Origin of the sequence: Nostoc sp. FACHB-110 (genome assembly GCF_014697425.1) — a bacterium.
In the GTDB taxonomy this organism is placed as follows: Bacteria; Cyanobacteriota; Cyanobacteriia; order Cyanobacteriales; family Nostocaceae; genus Nostoc_B.
The window spans coordinates 164,278-179,636 of the sequence record NZ_JACJRU010000008.1 but is presented as its reverse complement, the minus strand read 5'-3'; the positions used below and the strand labels follow the sequence as shown (position 1 = coordinate 179,636).

Annotated in this window: 12 protein-coding genes and 1 CRISPR repeat array (1 of these 13 running past the window's edge); of the genes, 4 read left to right on the top strand and 8 right to left on the bottom strand. The window is 40.7% G+C overall.

What is annotated here, in order from left to right; all coding sequences use genetic code 11:
• A CRISPR array of direct repeats spans nt 1-2,021; the repeat unit is 37 nt; unit sequence GTTTCAGTCCCCGTGAGGGGAATTAGTGGTTAGAAAC (it extends 1,339 nt beyond the left edge of the window).
• Between the two features lie 399 nt (nt 2,022-2,420).
• From H6G69_RS10765 to H6G69_RS10735, 7 genes are all read right to left on the bottom strand, one after another.
• Nucleotides 2,421-2,945, bottom strand: coding sequence for a tetratricopeptide repeat protein (locus H6G69_RS10765; protein ID WP_190685727.1), 525 nt, complete (start codon nt 2,943-2,945; stop codon nt 2,421-2,423).
• Nucleotides 2,946-3,070: 125 nt separating this feature from the next.
• On the bottom strand, nt 3,071-3,898 hold the full coding sequence (locus H6G69_RS10760; RefSeq protein ID WP_190685823.1) for a transporter substrate-binding domain-containing protein: 828 nt from the start codon (nt 3,896-3,898) through the stop codon (nt 3,071-3,073).
• Between the two features lie 119 nt (nt 3,899-4,017).
• Nucleotides 4,018-4,374, bottom strand: a complete 357-nt coding sequence (rplT, locus tag H6G69_RS10755; RefSeq protein WP_190685724.1) for a 50S ribosomal protein L20 — start codon at nt 4,372-4,374, stop codon at nt 4,018-4,020.
• A gap of 32 nt (nt 4,375-4,406) precedes the next feature.
• Complete coding sequence (gene rpmI, locus H6G69_RS10750) at nt 4,407-4,604, bottom strand: 50S ribosomal protein L35 (RefSeq protein WP_062289269.1); 198 nt, start codon at nt 4,602-4,604, stop codon at nt 4,407-4,409.
• Between the two features lie 139 nt (nt 4,605-4,743).
• The gene (locus H6G69_RS10745) at nt 4,744-5,769 is read right to left on the bottom strand and encodes a hypothetical protein (protein WP_190685721.1); all 1,026 of its coding nucleotides are present in this window, start codon (nt 5,767-5,769) and stop codon (nt 4,744-4,746) included.
• Between the two features lie 112 nt (nt 5,770-5,881).
• Nucleotides 5,882-6,460, bottom strand: a complete 579-nt coding sequence (locus tag H6G69_RS10740) for a Uma2 family endonuclease (RefSeq protein WP_190685718.1) — start codon at nt 6,458-6,460, stop codon at nt 5,882-5,884.
• A gap of 30 nt (nt 6,461-6,490) precedes the next feature.
• The gene (locus tag H6G69_RS10735; RefSeq protein ID WP_190685715.1) at nt 6,491-8,920 is read right to left on the bottom strand and encodes an ATP-dependent helicase; all 2,430 of its coding nucleotides are present in this window, start codon (nt 8,918-8,920) and stop codon (nt 6,491-6,493) included.
• A 209-nt stretch (nt 8,921-9,129) separates the two neighbouring features.
• Between H6G69_RS10735 and H6G69_RS10730 the strand changes: the two genes are divergently transcribed.
• Nucleotides 9,130-10,842 carry a glycosyltransferase family 39 protein gene (locus H6G69_RS10730; protein WP_190685712.1) on the top strand — a complete coding sequence of 571 codons (1,713 nt, stop codon included), beginning with the start codon at nt 9,130-9,132 and terminating at the stop codon, nt 10,840-10,842.
• A 58-nt stretch (nt 10,843-10,900) separates the two neighbouring features.
• On the opposite strand, the gene H6G69_RS10725 is transcribed toward H6G69_RS10730, so the two are convergent.
• Nucleotides 10,901-11,986, bottom strand: coding sequence for a RuBisCO accumulation factor 1 (locus H6G69_RS10725; RefSeq protein ID WP_190685709.1), 1,086 nt, complete (start codon nt 11,984-11,986; stop codon nt 10,901-10,903).
• 246 nt (nt 11,987-12,232) lie between these two features.
• Between H6G69_RS10725 and H6G69_RS10720 the strand changes: the two genes are divergently transcribed.
• From H6G69_RS10720 to H6G69_RS10710, 3 genes are all read left to right on the top strand, one after another.
• On the top strand, nt 12,233-13,174 hold the full coding sequence (locus H6G69_RS10720; protein ID WP_190685706.1) for a response regulator: 942 nt from the start codon (nt 12,233-12,235) through the stop codon (nt 13,172-13,174).
• 91 nt (nt 13,175-13,265) lie between these two features.
• Entirely contained in the window at nt 13,266-13,958 is a 693-nt protein-coding gene (ubiE, locus tag H6G69_RS10715) for a bifunctional demethylmenaquinone methyltransferase/2-methoxy-6-polyprenyl-1,4-benzoquinol methylase UbiE (protein WP_190685703.1), read from the top strand.
• Between the two features lie 117 nt (nt 13,959-14,075).
• A complete protein-coding gene (locus H6G69_RS10710) occupies nt 14,076-15,311 on the top strand; it encodes a DUF445 family protein (protein WP_190685701.1) in 1,236 nt (411 codons plus the stop codon).
• Nucleotides 15,312-15,359: the final 48 nt, after the last annotated feature.

The following is a 15,359-nucleotide window of genomic DNA, read 5'->3' as shown; positions in this document are numbered from 1 at the left end:
GAATTAGTGGTTAGAAACTTAATAATGAACGTGGTTATATATGGCACGAGAGGTGTTTCAGTCCCCGTGAGGGGAATTAGTGGTTAGAAACCTAACTTCAACTGTCTGGTAAACTGCGCTACCGTCAGGTTTCAGTCCCCGTGAGGGGAATTAGTGGTTAGAAACCTCCCAAGCGTGTCTTTAAGGAACGCATTCGGTAAGGTGTTTCAGTCCCCGTGAGGGGAATTAGTGGTTAGAAACTAGCGATCGCTTATTGATAAATAATTCTTCTTCTGGTTTCAGTCCCCGTGAGGGGAATTAGTGGTTAGAAACATTGCCGCCAGCTTGAGGTTAAGTTTCTGTGATTCCTGTTTCAGTCCCCGTGAGGGGAATTAGTGGTTAGAAACATTACAGGCAATAATTTTATATCTCGAATTCACTGGTTTCAGTCCCCGTGAGGGGAATTAGTGGTTAGAAACTCGCTCTTGCTGACAACGGCATGGTTGCATATAACTATGTTTCAGTCCCCGTGAGGGGAATTAGTGGTTAGAAACCCTCAAGACTTGCTAGATAGATTGTCTGATGCTATGTTTCAGTCCCCGTGAGGGGAATTAGTGGTTAGAAACAGAGATTTCATCCATTAACTAACCTCCAGTTTCTTGAGTTTCAGTCCCCGTGAGGGGAATTAGTGGTTAGAAACGGGCGATCGCTCCACTCCCCAGTCTCAGGATCGTAAGTTTCAGTCCCCGTGAGGGGAATTAGTGGTTAGAAACTCTTGATAAACCATTGTATTGACGATAAATAATCGCTGTTTCAGTCCCCGTGAGGGGAATTAGTGGTTAGAAACCAATCCGTAGTATTCGCGGAAGACTTTTATCTGGTGGCGTGTTTCAGTCCCCGTGAGGGGAATTAGTGGTTAGAAACTGTTTGAGGTTCCACTGTGATTATTTGGGGTAATGCGGTTTCAGTCCCCGTGAGGGGAATTAGTGGTTAGAAACAGCGTCTTTCAGGGAAGGATTCTGGAGGAGTGCCAGTTTCAGTCCCCGTGAGGGGAATTAGTGGTTAGAAACGCATATAAGTCCTCTTTGGAATTCTCTCCTACCTCAATGTTTCAGTCCCCGTGAGGGGAATTAGTGGTTAGAAACATCCAACTCTCCACGCTTTAGCCCGGTAATCTTCATGTTTCAGTCCCCGTGAGGGGAATTAGTGGTTAGAAACTTTCATAACTGTTCCGATGTCGGAAGTGAATTTTTAGGTTTCAGTCCCCGTGAGGGGAATTAGTGGTTAGAAACTCTACCAAAAACAACAAGTGGGTACGCAACAAGGTTTCCGAGTTTCAGTCCCCGTGAGGGGAATTAGTGGTTAGAAACGTATGAGACGCGTTGCCGCTAAACATGAGTAACGTTTCAGTCCCCGTGAGGGGAATTAGTGGTTAGAAACTTAACTGTGAATTAACCTCCGATGTTGGAGTGACGATAAGTTTCAGTCCCCGTGAGGGGAATTAGTGGTTAGAAACGTAATTGAAAATTTAGAACCAGACTTAGACTTGCGGGTTTCAGTCCCCGTGAGGGGAATTAGTGGTTAGAAACTAGGAAATATGGGTAACTCCCTATCAAGAATCAAAGAGAAAATGAGTTTCAGTCCCCGTGAGGGGAATTAGTGGTTAGAAACACTTATTTGATTATACTCAAGAAGCAAAATTATTTTGTTTCAGTCCCCGTGAGGGGAATTAGTGGTTAGAAACTCTAATAAAGTGCTGATTGATTTAGAAGAATCAGGAGCGTTTCAGTCCCCGTGAGGGGAATTAGTGGTTAGAAACTTTTCGGTGTCCATTGCTGATCCGTCGGAATCCATGTTTCAGTCCCCGTGAGGGGAATTAGTGGTTAGAAACTTACTAGACATCACTTTAACCCTGGAAAGACTCACAAAGTTTCAGTCCCCGTGAGGGGAATTAGTGGTTAGAAACTTAGATTGTCCTAGCTGTGATAGTTCTAATCTGGTTACGTTTCAGTCCCCGTGAGGGGAATTAGTGGTTAGAAACTGCGCTGTTCTGAAACTGTTACAGAGCAAGCTTCCTGGGAAGCGATTTGACGAATCTCAAAAATAGGTCAATTTCAGCCGTCATAATTGCGACTAATTCTCAACTTTCCCAATCTATGAAACGCTGTAAGTATTTTGTTGTCAAGGTTCTGGTGATTTTGACGAATACCCCGGGTTTTTGAACCCCGCTTTGATTTGTCAATCATCAAGTTAATATAACCATGATATAGCGACCAGTCCGGTTTGTCGAGTACTCATTAGAGAACCTAAATTTAGATCCCCCCGCCTGCGGCGACTCCCTTAAAAAGGAGGTAAAAGAGGGTTATTAGCTCCTTTTTTAAGGGTGGGTTGCGGGGATCTAAACAAGATAGGAACCTTAACCTATTGGTATCAGTCCTGAACTATACAGAAACCAAACGGCGCAAAGATTCAGCACGACGTTTAGCGGTGGAATTATTAGGAGCTAATTTGAGAGCTTCTTCGTAACTTTGTAGTGCTTGAGAATTTAATTTTTTGCGCTCATAGGCATGACCAATATTATTCAAGGCAACTACATAATCTGGCTTAAGTTTCAGTGCTTCTTTGTATTGACGAATTGCTAGATCATATTGCTCTTGGGCAAAGTAAGTATAACCTAGCCCATTATAAATAGGAGCAATTTCTTGTTCGCCTTCTTCTTCTGCTGCTTTGAGAGCTTTTTGAAATAGCGCGATCGCCTGGGTATACAATTTTTTTTCAGAATAGATACAGGCTAACTCGTAATATTCCTGAGTTGTACCTTTTTCTTTCTCCAATTTTTTTTGCAGTTTAGAAAACGCGCTTTCTAACTTCCGAGTTTTGAGAATTTGGCGGAAAATACTCACAACAGCAAATGTCAGAATTGCTACTACAATCGAGAGGTAAACAACAGCTAAATTATCATTCATCGCCTGCTAAGACAAAGATTAAAACTAATTTCTCTATCTATTATCAACCTTAGAGAAGTTAAAAGTTAAAAGTTAAAAGGCAAAAGTACAATAACTCTTTTAACTTTTACCGTTTGCATTTTGCCTTATGGTAATCCCCAATATTGGGCGCGTTGCTTTAACCAACCTTGAACTGTGTAACGTGCGATCGCTTCATTTACATTACGTCGCAGTTCGTCGTATTGCAATCCCTTGGGCATGACTACAGATAAAGGTTCTGTCGATAGCTTGGTTGGCAACAGTCGATATTGTGGGTATTGTTGCAGCCAACCGCTTAAAACGCTGGCATCGGCAGCAAAAGCCGTAACTTGATTATTTTCTAATTGCTCTTGTGCTTCCTGGTAAGAATTTACACCTACTAACCCAGCATTAGGAATGTAATAACGTACTTGAGCAATTGTATTGGAGTGGTTGAGTACAGCAATTTTTCGTTTGGCTAAATCTCGCAGCTGCTGTATGCTGGCATCTTTGGTAATTAAATAAGTGCCATCAAAATAATAAGGCACACTGAAACTAACTAAACGGGCGCGTGATTCAGTTGCCGTGACTCTAGCGATCGCAAAATCAACTTTGTGATTTAAGACTACCAATAAGCGATCGCGGTTGGCTACAGGTTGTAACTTGACAGCATTTGCTTTACCCAGCAAGTCGGCTGCCAAGCGTTGCGCCAATTCAATTTCTAAGCCTTGGAGATTGCCGTTAGCATCCCTAAAACCTAAGGGACGCAAGTTATCTTTAACAGCGATATTAAAATAACCCCGCCGCTCAATTTCAGGCATTTCTGCGGCAGATGCAGGTAATCCTGTGACTAACGTCAAAAAGAGCAAAAGAGCAATGGTAACGGATAATACCAAACGTAACCGAATAAAGGACAAAGGATAAAGGATAAAGGATGAAACAGAGATTTGTTGCATTGCCGACTTTTTCAGCCACGAGGCATTTTTCTCTAAACCCCTAGATTTATCGTTGGGGTAAACTTCAGCCTTCATACTTTAAACTTCATCCTTCAAAGGTTATTCATCCGTTACCACCTTTATGCTTTAGCTTGGCTGGCCAACTCGGCTACTTTGCTGAAGCTAGCAGGATCTAAAACTGCCAACTGTGCCAACATTTTGCGGTTGAGTTGGATATCAGCTTTTTTCAAATTACCAATCAACTGGCTGTAGCTTAAACCATGTTGTCTAGCAGCAGCGTTAATCCGAGTAATCCACAGACGGCGAAAATCGCGTTTGCGTTTTTTGCGATCTCGGTATGCACTGCGGAGTGCTTTCATTACTTGCTGGTTAGCGGTTCTAAACAAAGTAGAGTGAGAACCACGGAAACCTTTAGCTAATTTGAGAATTTTGTTGCGGCGTTTACGAGCTACGTTACCGCGTTTTACGCGAGTCATATTTTAATTCCTGAAAACCTGAAAAGTTGACATTACAAATAAGGAAGCATCAAGCGTACGTTTTCTTCGTCACGCTCGTTGACAATCGCCATTTTAGAAAATTTACGCTTTTTATTGGTGGTTTTGTGTTCTAGCAAGTGGTTCTTGAAAGCTTTGCGGCGGACGATTTTACCGCTACCAGTAGCGCGGAACCGTTTCGCTGCTGCTTTACGGGTCTTTAATTTAGGCATTGGCTGGCTTTAAATTTGACAATTCGACACGATCCATCATTATATACTATTTAATTTCTTGAATTGCCAATATGGTTCTCAGATTTGATTTTTGCCAAAACGTAGAGACGTAGCATTGCCACGTCTCTAATAACCAAATTTACCGTTCAATATCCGGGTCTAAAATGATTTGAGAACCAGATTCATTAACGTGATAAGTCCAAGTTTGACGGCGCACCCTCACCTCAACTTCCCATCCTTCAATTGGGTTGTATTCTCTGGTGCAAACTTCGCCAAAGTTGAAGTTACAACGATTACTAAAAGTTTTGCGGGTAGCTTGGTTAATTCTTAAATCACTCTCATCTTCATCAGAACGACGAGCCGCATCCCGTAAAATTTTATTAGCGATCGCGGTTGGAAGGGTATCGTTTGTCACTATACCAGAGTCGTCAATTTGCGGATCTAAAACAATGCGCGACCCAGACTCATCAACATGATAAGTCCAAGACTCTCGATTAACTCTCACAATTACCTCCCATCCTTCAATTGGGTTGTATTCTCTAGTGCAAACTTCGCCAAAGTTAAAGTTACAAGGATTGCTAAAAGTTCGGCGTGTAGTTTTGGTAATTCTTAAATCACTAGTGTCTGTGTTAGAACGGCGAGCGGCATCCCGTAAAATTTTATTAGAGATCGCGGTTGGGAGAGTATCGTTTGTGACTGTACCTGAGTCGTCAATTTGCGGATCTAAAACAATCTGCGACCCAGACTCATCAACATGATAAGTCCAAGATTGGCCGCGTACCTGGGCAATTACTTCCCAACCTTGGATAGGGTTGTATTCCCTTGTACAAACTTCGCCAAAGTTAAAGTTACAAGGATTGCTAAAAGTTCTGCGTGTCGCTCGGGTAATTCTCGCTTGACTGTTCGCTACTCCTGCACGGTTCGCGGCATCGCTAATGATACTGTTAGCAATTCCCCTTGGTAGGCGAGTGGTACGATTGCGAAAGTGGTCTGGTAAGCGCTGCGACAGTTGTAGTGATTCGCCACGAGGAGCAGCTTCAACCGAGTAATCACCAATAAATCCTTGTCCAACAGATAGCAAGCTTGCTAAAGCCAGAGTTAAAGCCACCTTTGTTGAAGGCTTGCTAGTAATATTAGTTATTGAAGAATGAATATTTGATTTCATACCGTCATACCTCAAAAATTATAAAAATCAATATGTCAGTCTTTTTGACTAAGTAGGTTGACGGATGAAACAGTTTGATTGTTGCTAAATTGCACAGATAGCTAAAGTTAAGTTAATCAAACTCTGGGGGCCAAAGTTCGGCGATCGCTATTTCCCAACCTGGAATTAGTTCTGGTATTGTCAATTTATCGTTATCTGTTAAAACGACTGGTTCTAGGTGAGGACGATAAACTTTGACTAAAAGTTTGTCGGGATCAATAAGAATACCTACAGTAGCTCCAAGTTCTAAAAATAATTTAATCTTTTCTTCTAATGGTTTGAGACGATCGCTTTTGGATTTTACCTCAACCATCAAGTCGGGTACTAACTCCACAAAGTCACGCTTAGTTTTCTTGAGTCGTTCGGCTCGCACAAAGGAAACATCAGGAGCGCGTAAGTTTCTTTTTTCAGTGTCGCCAGAAGTTTCATCAGTTTCCATACTTGGCAAGATAAAACCAGCACTAGAACCCGTAACTCTGCCTAATTTGCGTGGCATAACCCAAACATTCAAAAATGTCAGCAGACGAGAACCTATTTCGTCTGACTCATAATCGGATGGCCCAATAACAACAATGTTCCCCTCTACAAGCTCCATCCGCAAATCAGGATTTTGTGACTGTAATTGTTCTAAGTCTTTGATTGTCAGTGACATAAGACATACCGTATAGTTTAATTTCACACTTCATACTTCAACTGATTCTGGAAACTGCCGCTTTAACGCCGGAAACACCGGACAAGGAGCTTGTTCTTGTAAATTATCTGGCTTACTCCAAGTAAACGGTGCTTTTTGTGCCGCAGACATCCATAACAAACGCTTGGCTCTTGTCATCGCCACATAAAGTAAACGATACTCTTCAGCCGTTTTTAAGTGTTTGGCTTGTTCCCAAGCTTGCGTCACATCAGGTATGCCCAATTCTCCATGCAGTGCGGCGCGAATTTGAGCGCGTGCCACTTCTGATAAGGTGAAGTCTCCCACAAACTGGCTTTGTGGCGGAACCCAAAACCGCCCAGGAATCAAATTTTCATGCAGAAAGGGAATAAAAACATAGTCCCAATCTAAGCCTTTAGCTTTGTGCATGGTAATAATGGTGAGTTGATTAGTACGGGTGTAGTGCGCTTCTAAATCTTCTGTTTCTACAGGCTCAAAGCGTTCAGAACTGACAATTTCGCTTAAAGCTGACAGCATTGCACCCATTGAACTATTACCAGCTATTTGCTGATTGACTCGTTCTGCAAGTTTGTCAGCAGTTGCTAATTCGGCTTGGTCATAATTCAATGTCAAAGCTAGAAAGGATATTAACTGATAAAGCGGGAGTTCTAGCCGAGCGCGCAACAGGCTACGACAAAGGTGAGCGGCTTTTTCTACGGGTTCTGCTTGGGCTGCTGCTAAAGGGCCTGGGTATAAAAATTCTTCGGGTAAACTAGCCAAGGCGTTGAGGTCTTGGGTAGGAACTAATTGCCGTTGTACCAATACTTCTAAGGCAGCTTTTAAGTAATCTGGTGAGTGGGGTCGATCGCAAAATTGCAATAATGCCAAAATTTCTTGCGGTACATGAGAACGGCGATCGCGTTCCCCCACATCGTAAAGTGTAATTTTATGCTCTTTGCATACAGGAGCCAGCATTTCTGCTAGCCATCGACCTTGGCGATTTTCTCTGACTAACACCGCCGCACGAGTATTTGTAGGGTCTGGTGCAAATAACTCAACTATTCTTTTACTTAGCAATTCGACTGTGTGATGAATATCTCGGGGTGTGTAGAGTTCTAGCCCTTTACCTTCTGGTGCGGGGTTGGCATTTTTTTGTGGGTCGTTGCTACTCACTGGGTAAATTGTCTGCGAACGGAAGGGAGAAGAAACCAGATGAGCAGATTTTTGGTTTTTCGCTCCATAAAAGCTATTTACCCATTCCAAAGCAAAGTTAGCCGCAGCGATAATAATTCTTGTACTGCGACCAGCTTGATTCATTGTGGCTAATTTTTCACTGCGATCGCACTCCTCACAAAATTGCCGAAAATAAATTGGGTCGGCCGGTGTAAAAGTAGAGTTAATTGCTTGGTTAGGATCGCCAACTCTCACGAGATTGAGTGCTGTTAGCGGTAGCGGGAGTTGAGCAGCGTGCTGAGTGCTTAATAATATATTCTTTCCCTGCTCCCCTGCTTCTTCTACCGAATCAGAAGCTAAAATTTCTAAAAGTCTTGTCTGGAGTGGGCTAGAGTCTTGGGCTTCGTCTTCAAAAACGGCGAATACTTGGTTTTGTTCTATGCGGCGCGCGCTGTTATTTTCTAAGACGCGCAAGGCGGCAAGAATCATATCGTCGTAGTCGATAAAGTCGCGCGATCGCATTAAGTTTTGATATTGTTCGTATAATCCGGCGGCAATACTTAAAATTGCATATTCATCGGCAGTTTGTTGACTCCATTTTTGCAATTGTTCTGGTGATAAACCAGAACTTTTTGCTTCGTGAATTACTGTAGTTGCTAAGTCTGGTAATACTTCTGTCCGTAACACAGATTGACGGCGCAATCTTTCGGTTTCTTCACCATCAAATTGTTGTCCTTCTAATAAACGAAAATATTTTTCAGGATTGTTATTAATCCATTGTTCTACGGCTGTCCGAATTAAGCGATGGCTTTGGCTAGGTGTAATTAATGTGAGATTTTCTAACTCTAAACCCGACAAATCAGGGTAACGACTTGCTATATTTAATGCCAGTCCATGTAATGTATAGACAGCAAAACCTGTTTGTGGTAAAGATAAATCTTCCCGTAAATATTTACGAATTTTCGCTTTAATATTAGCAGCCGCAGAACGAGTAAAAGTCACAACTACTAACTGCCGATGAACAGCCGAACGCGAAAGGGCTAAACTTTCATACTGACGCGCGATCGCGATTGCCGCCGCTGCCGCCATCCCTGTAGACTTACCCGCGCCTGGAACAGCAGAAACCGCCAAAGGCCCAGATATCCAGTCTGCCATTTGTTGTTGTCCTTGGCGCAAGCCGTTACGTATCGCTAATATTTTGGCTTGTAAGGACAATATGGATGATGGTTGTGTGATTTCTGATGATACCGATTGCAAAGGAACAGTAGCAGTAAAGTTTGTATCTGACATGGTGAACTTTATACTTTGGGCTGATAGACAAATAACCAGCGAATTATGTTAAGAAAAATAAAGGATAAAAATTTTTTTCTTCTTGTATCGTATCTCACAAAAAATTAGGTATTTATCTTGACTAATTTATCTAGATTTTTTCAGCGATAGATCCGAATTAGTGTTTGGATTCATCTGTATTTTAGAAAAAAAATTTTCATAACTCAATAATGACAAACAATAGAATTTCTCTACATTATCTGGGGTTAGCAGGAGCGATCGCACTAGGAACTATCTTGCGCTTTTGGCATTTAGATTTAAAACCGTTATGGATGGATGAAGTAATTACTTCTATATTTAGTTTAGGTAAAAATTATCATGATTTGCCATTAGATGTGGTGTTTCCTTTAAAAAAGGTGCAAGAAATTTTTACCTTCAATCAAGGAGTAAGTTGTTCAGAGATTGCCACAAATATTAGTACCCAGTCTACCCATCCACCATTATTTTTTTGTGCAATGTATGGATGGTTAAGTTGGATGAGTCCTTTAGGAACAGAGTGGGTAGCTAAATTGCGATCGCTTCCGGCTTTATTTGGTGTCGCTACAATTCCCGCAATTTATTGGTTAACTCGCATTTCCTTTTCCAAGTCAACTGGAATTATAGCCGCCTTGATTATGGCTACTTCTCCTTTCGCAGTTTACCTATCCCAAGAAGCGCGACACTACACCGCACCAATGTTTTTCATCACTTTATCGTTGATAGGCTTAATGCAAATTCAACGGGATATCTTAGAGCGATCGCGTATCAGTTTACCCATTTGGTTTTTATGGACAATTATTAATAGTATTGCTCTTTATATACACTACTTTTTTGCGCTAGCTTTGATTGCTGAAGTTGTTACATTAATTTTAGTCATTCATCAACAAAAAATCGATATATTTATTACTAAAAAAATCTATCTTTCTTTACTTATTTCTATCAGTACTGTTGTAATTAGCTTTACTCCTTGGTTAATCATCACTTTTAATCATGTTCAACGTTCAGAAACAAATTGGTTGCCTACCCCTACAATTATTTCACCCATATATCAAACTGTTATTAACTTGGTGTTAATGCTAATTGTCTTACCTGTAGAAAATCAGCAGTTAATCATCGCCATAATTAGTGTGTGTTTAATGATACTCTGCTTGATTTGGTTAGTCCCTATAATATTTACAGGACTCAAAATATTACAAAAAAGAAATAAAACTAACTTATCTACAAAAACACTTTTAATATTTACTAGTTTAGTAATTTTAGAATTTTTTATTATCACTTATCTATTTAATAAAGATATTACTGTTGTTCCCAGATATCACTTTATTTATTATCCTAGCTTTTGCACGCTTTTAGCAGCTATTATTAGCATCAAACAAACTTTTAAACATCAAAAGCTAGTCTCAAAGATTATAATTATTAGTATTATTAGTTGTATTTTTGTTGTAGCTAACTTAGCTTTCCAAAAACCATTTCAACCAGACAACGTTGCTCAAAAGATGAATTTAGAACCTGCTACTCCCTTGATGCTAGTTACAGGTTATGGCAGTTATCAAGATGTAGCATTAGGATTAAGTTTTGCTTTAGCATTAAAACCATTGCGAAATACAGATAATTTAGTTAGCCAATCAGATAGCTTGGCTTTTATTGACAACAAACCAAATTTATCTGCTTTTTGGCATCAGCTTTCACAATTAACTATTCCCGCTACACCTAAGTTGAATTTATGGATAGTTGGCCCTGGTATGAGAAGACGAGATTATCAACCTAAAATCAAACTATCTGGGCAAACTGTTTGTAATATAGACCCAACACAACATTACCGTTTAGGCATTCCCTATCAACTTTATCGCTGTAGTCAAATATCTACGAGGCAAGAGGGAATAGGGAAGAGGAAACAGGGTTAAAAACTATATGAGTATAAAATTTTTTACTTTGTCACTTGTTACCTGTTCCCTCTTCCAACTATTCATCTATTAGCCAAGGTTCTTTTGTGACTTCTTCATCCAAAATTCTCTTTGGACGGACAATTACAATCAATTTTGCGAGTATTGAAATATCTGATTCAGTCTCCAACCATTGAATACCTAATTCCCCACCTTGATCGACAACAAAATAACTCAGAGCATCCCATTGTCTTTGAGCGCGATCAACAACTATTAATACTTCTTGTTTAGTTGATTGTGTTTGATTAGGCAAGCGATCGCTATTTGCTAAAATTACCACCGGATCTTCTGCATTTAACAATACTTGCCAACCAGGTAAGGGAACCCAAGCTTGTTCGCCTGCAAACTTCACCATCTGAAATGGTTCTATTGGTGTAATCAGTGGTACAGCTTGTAAGTCTTGCGCTGTCAAAGGAAACTTCCCAACTACAGGGAGAATACGCGGTAGTTCTTCTTCCGAATCTAGGCGGTAGAAAGGCAACAGGGGAGCCGGACGCTTCGGAACCACCGTAAAATCTACCAAAAGTTGTTCTAGTTGTTTCCTGGCAGAATCGGTGTGAGCAAAACGCAATCCTTTGGCAATCAAACGCGAACGTTCTGCCAAATCAGAATTTTGTCGAGCTAATTTCCAGGCTTGGTAAGCCACAGCATCCCCGACATGAGCCGAAAATCCTTCTGGTAAATTACGCAACCAAGAGTAATCCTTAATGGCTTTGGCAATTTCTCTGGCGCCATCTAAATCCAGTTTGTGAATAAAACATAATTCTGCTGTGGCGGCTCGTTCTTCTTGAGTCAAGGAACGTAATTCATACAATACATCACTACCTCTGGTGCTGTAATGCGATCGCGTCGCCTCCGATACCCCTGCTTTTTCCATAGAATTAAAAACTTGAGAACCAACCACCACCTGATTTTGTTGAATCGGTTCAAATCCAGTGGCTTCAAAAATTTCTTGGGGATTGTAACCAGATTTTTGCAAAGTAGCGATAGCGACTCCCCACTCCACCCAATTACCTTGTTTTTGCCTCAGCTTGCGAAGTAATTCTTGTGCATGATTGTTGTCCACAGATTGAGGATTTTGTGTGTTAGGTGGTAAGTCAGTCATAATTTAAAGTGACAACTTCAAGTTGATAAAACTACTGATAGTTGATTAGCAAGTCTTATTGTAATCTTTAACAGCAAAATCACTCTACACTCTACCGCCAAACTAAATTATAGGTTATGAATAATACACACAAGTTTTGCTTTGAACTATATCAGTAGCTTCACGCAAGGCTTAGTAACTATATATCAACTAAGCTTAGTTTGGTTGGAGTATAAAACTATAGTAAATATTTACAAGCATTATCTCATGGATAATCCCACACATGAAACAAATACAAGTCGTCAAGTGGCTACTTTAGAACGAGCAAAAAAACTGAAAATACTAGTAGTTGACGATGAGCCAGATAATCTTGATTTACTGTATCGTACTTTTCGGCGTGACTTTCAAGTTTTAAAAGCTGATAGTGGGATCAATGCCCTAGAAGTTTTGGCAACCGAAGGTGAAGTAGCAGTCATTATCTCGGATCAACGAATGCCAGAAATGAAAGGAACTGAGTTTCTCAGTAAAACTGTACCTCAGTTTCCCGATACAGTCAGAATCATCTTGACTGGGTTTACAGATATTGAAGATTTGGTGGAAGCGATTAATGCCGGACAAGTCTACAAATACATTACCAAGCCCTGGGATCCCGGCGAACTCAAGGCAGTAGTCCAAAGAGCAGCCGAAACCTATGACTTGTTAAAGCAGCGTACAGAGGAGCTACGCCGCGCCAATGCACAAATGGCTTTGGTTGCGGTTTTAGTTCAAGTGACGCAAGCCGCAGATACCTTAGAATCGATTCTAGAACCTATAGCTACAGCCTTTAGTGATAGCTTTGCCGCTGATGGCTGTATTTTGCAATTAGTTGAAAATAATCAATTAATTGCCTCTCAAGGTACTCATAGCCGTGTCGGAACCTTAGTCAACTGGCTAGAAAAAGACACTTTGGCGACTGAAGCACTCGCCACTGGCAAAATGCAGGTAGCTTTAAATATCGCTAAAGATCCTCGACTAGCTGGTTTGTCACACTATCAAGACACAGGCGTACAAGCACATCTAGTGATTCCCATTACCTACCGCCATCGGATTTCAGGATTATTGTCACTCCAATGGAAGCATCCTTGCTCTTTACGGGAAGATGAACTTAACTTGATCAATTTATCGGCCCAATTAGTAGCCATCGCTCTTAACAGTAGTCGTTGCCATTGAGCAAAAATTTAGTCAAGTATCCATAGTCTATAGTTTAGAGTGAAGTTAAATTGACTCTTTACTATAGGCTTTGACTTTTGACTTGCAACCAATGAATCAAGATGTTCGTGCTATTTTTAACCGGATTGCTCCAGTATATGACCAGCTAAATAATTGGCTCAGTTTAGGACAACACCACATCTGGAAAGAAATGACTATCAAATGGAGTGGTGCTAAATTCGGAGACACTTGTATTGATCTCTGTTGTGGTAGCGGTGATTTAGCCTTGCGCTTGGCACGACAGGTAGGTAAAACAGGACAGGTGTATGGTGTAGATTTTTCACCTAACTTACTTGCTGCGGCTCAAGCACGCTCTCAACAACAATATCCCCAACCTCCAGTATCTTGGATAGAAGCTGATGTGCTTGATTTACCCTTTGAAGATCATCAATTTGATGCCGCCACAATGGGTTATGGATTAAGAAACGTTAAAGATATTCCTCGTAGCCTCAAAGAAATTTACCGAGTTCTCAAGCCTGGCGCGAAAGCAGCAATTTTAGACTTTCATCGCCCAAATAATCAGCAATTACGCGCTTTTCAGCAGTGGTACTTAAATTCTATAGTTGTCCCAATGGCTGAGGGTATGGGCTTAAAGGAAGAGTATGCCTACATCAGCCCCAGTTTAGATCGTTTCCCCACAGGAGACGAGCAAAAACAATTAGCGATGCAAGCTGGTTTTGCATCGGTTACACACTACCCCATTGCGAACGGTATGATGGGAGTGCTGGTAGTCAGTAAATTTTAGATTTGAGATTTTAGATTTTGGATTAAATCTCTTGGTAAAACAGCAGGAGCTTTTTCATCCAGAAAATAACATCTGAGTCGAAATTTCCAAACTCAAAATTGGCAAGTCCAAAATCTCGTGGATTGGTCTCACCTTTGGCTTTATGTATCTCCTCCCATCTTAGGTGGAGTAATCGGCTATTTCACAAATGATATAGCCATCAAAATGTTATTTCGTCCCTACCGAGCCATATACATTGGGGGACGAAGAATACCCTTTACTCCTGGTTTGATACCTCGCAACCAGGAACGTCTGGCAAAAAATATTTCTCATACAATTATGGGGTCGCTGCTCACGCCAGAAGAATTACAAAATCTGGCGCGGCGTTTGTTGCAAACAGAACGAGTGCAAGGGGCGATTCTCTGGTTATTACGCTTGGCTATTGAACAAATCAAAGCAGATCAAAACCAAAAAAGTGCAAAAATTGTGGCGAGCATCTTGCGTGATTTATTAGGAGAATCATTGCCACGCTTGCTAAAAGTTTTAGCGAGAAGAGACGACTTTTTAGAAGCGCAAATCAATCAAGTATTCGACCAAGTACTCTTGGAAATCCAACTTAGTGATGAACAAGCTAATCGATTAGCTGACTGGTTATTACAAATAGTATTACCACCAGATATATTGCGTCAGGCAATCATAGATTTTTTAACCGATAATACTATTCAAATTATCGATGAAAGCTTTCGGGAAAAAACCAGTGGTACTTATTGGGTCGTGGCGAATCTGTTTGGTTTACGCAATACTCTCACAAGACTAAGAACCTTTTGTTTAGACGAAAAAGAAGCGACAAATGCCCGTTTACAAGAATTAACCCAAGATTTACAATTGCGCGATCGCCTGAGAAAGATATTCCAAAATTTATCATTACAAAACTTACCTATAGGTACAGTCCGGCAGTTACGTAAAACAACCCGCGAAACTGTCCGACACTATATTCAAACTAGTGGCAGTGATTTGTTACAAGGATTAACTGAATCCGTGAATTGGGAGCATATTGCCACATTGCTCTTAAATCGACTCAGTACTTCTCCTGTAGTTAACTCTTCTTTAGAGGTAGTCAGTCAAGAATTAGCTTTAATTTTAGAGCGTTATCTAGAAAAAGATTTAGAAGAAATCGTAGCTCAAGCTATTCCTATTTTGTCTATCGATCAGGTAATTGTTGACAGAGTAAAATCAACTTCACCTGCTGATTTAGAAGCAGCAATTGAAGGGATTGTCAAAAATGAATTACAGGCGATCGTCACCTTAGGAGGCGTTTTAGGTGTGATTGTTGGTTTATTCCAGACAGCCTTTTTAATATTCAGCCAACAGTAAAATATAGTGAATGTTGGATTGAAAACCATCTTCTAAATTTGGTTGATC

Excerpts from the sequence above, each read along its gene's own strand:
- H6G69_RS10765 (WP_190685727.1), bottom strand. The coding sequence starts at position 2,945 with ATGAATGATAATTTAGCTGTTGTTTACCTCTCGATTGTAGTAGCAATT.
- H6G69_RS10760 (WP_190685823.1), bottom strand. The coding sequence starts at position 3,898 with ATGCAACAAATCTCTGTTTCATCCTTTATCCTTTATCCTTTGTCCTTT.
- rplT (WP_190685724.1), bottom strand. The coding sequence starts at position 4,374 with ATGACTCGCGTAAAACGCGGTAACGTAGCTCGTAAACGCCGCAACAAA.
- rpmI (WP_062289269.1), bottom strand. The coding sequence starts at position 4,604 with ATGCCTAAATTAAAGACCCGTAAAGCAGCAGCGAAACGGTTCCGCGCT.
- H6G69_RS10745 (WP_190685721.1), bottom strand. The coding sequence starts at position 5,769 with ATGAAATCAAATATTCATTCTTCAATAACTAATATTACTAGCAAGCCT.
- H6G69_RS10740 (WP_190685718.1), bottom strand. The coding sequence starts at position 6,460 with ATGTCACTGACAATCAAAGACTTAGAACAATTACAGTCACAAAATCCT.
- H6G69_RS10735 (WP_190685715.1), bottom strand. The coding sequence starts at position 8,920 with ATGTCAGATACAAACTTTACTGCTACTGTTCCTTTGCAATCGGTATCA.
- H6G69_RS10730 (WP_190685712.1), top strand. The coding sequence starts at position 9,130 with ATGACAAACAATAGAATTTCTCTACATTATCTGGGGTTAGCAGGAGCG.
- H6G69_RS10725 (WP_190685709.1), bottom strand. The coding sequence starts at position 11,986 with ATGACTGACTTACCACCTAACACACAAAATCCTCAATCTGTGGACAAC.
- H6G69_RS10720 (WP_190685706.1), top strand. The coding sequence starts at position 12,233 with ATGGATAATCCCACACATGAAACAAATACAAGTCGTCAAGTGGCTACT.
- ubiE (WP_190685703.1), top strand. The coding sequence starts at position 13,266 with ATGAATCAAGATGTTCGTGCTATTTTTAACCGGATTGCTCCAGTATAT.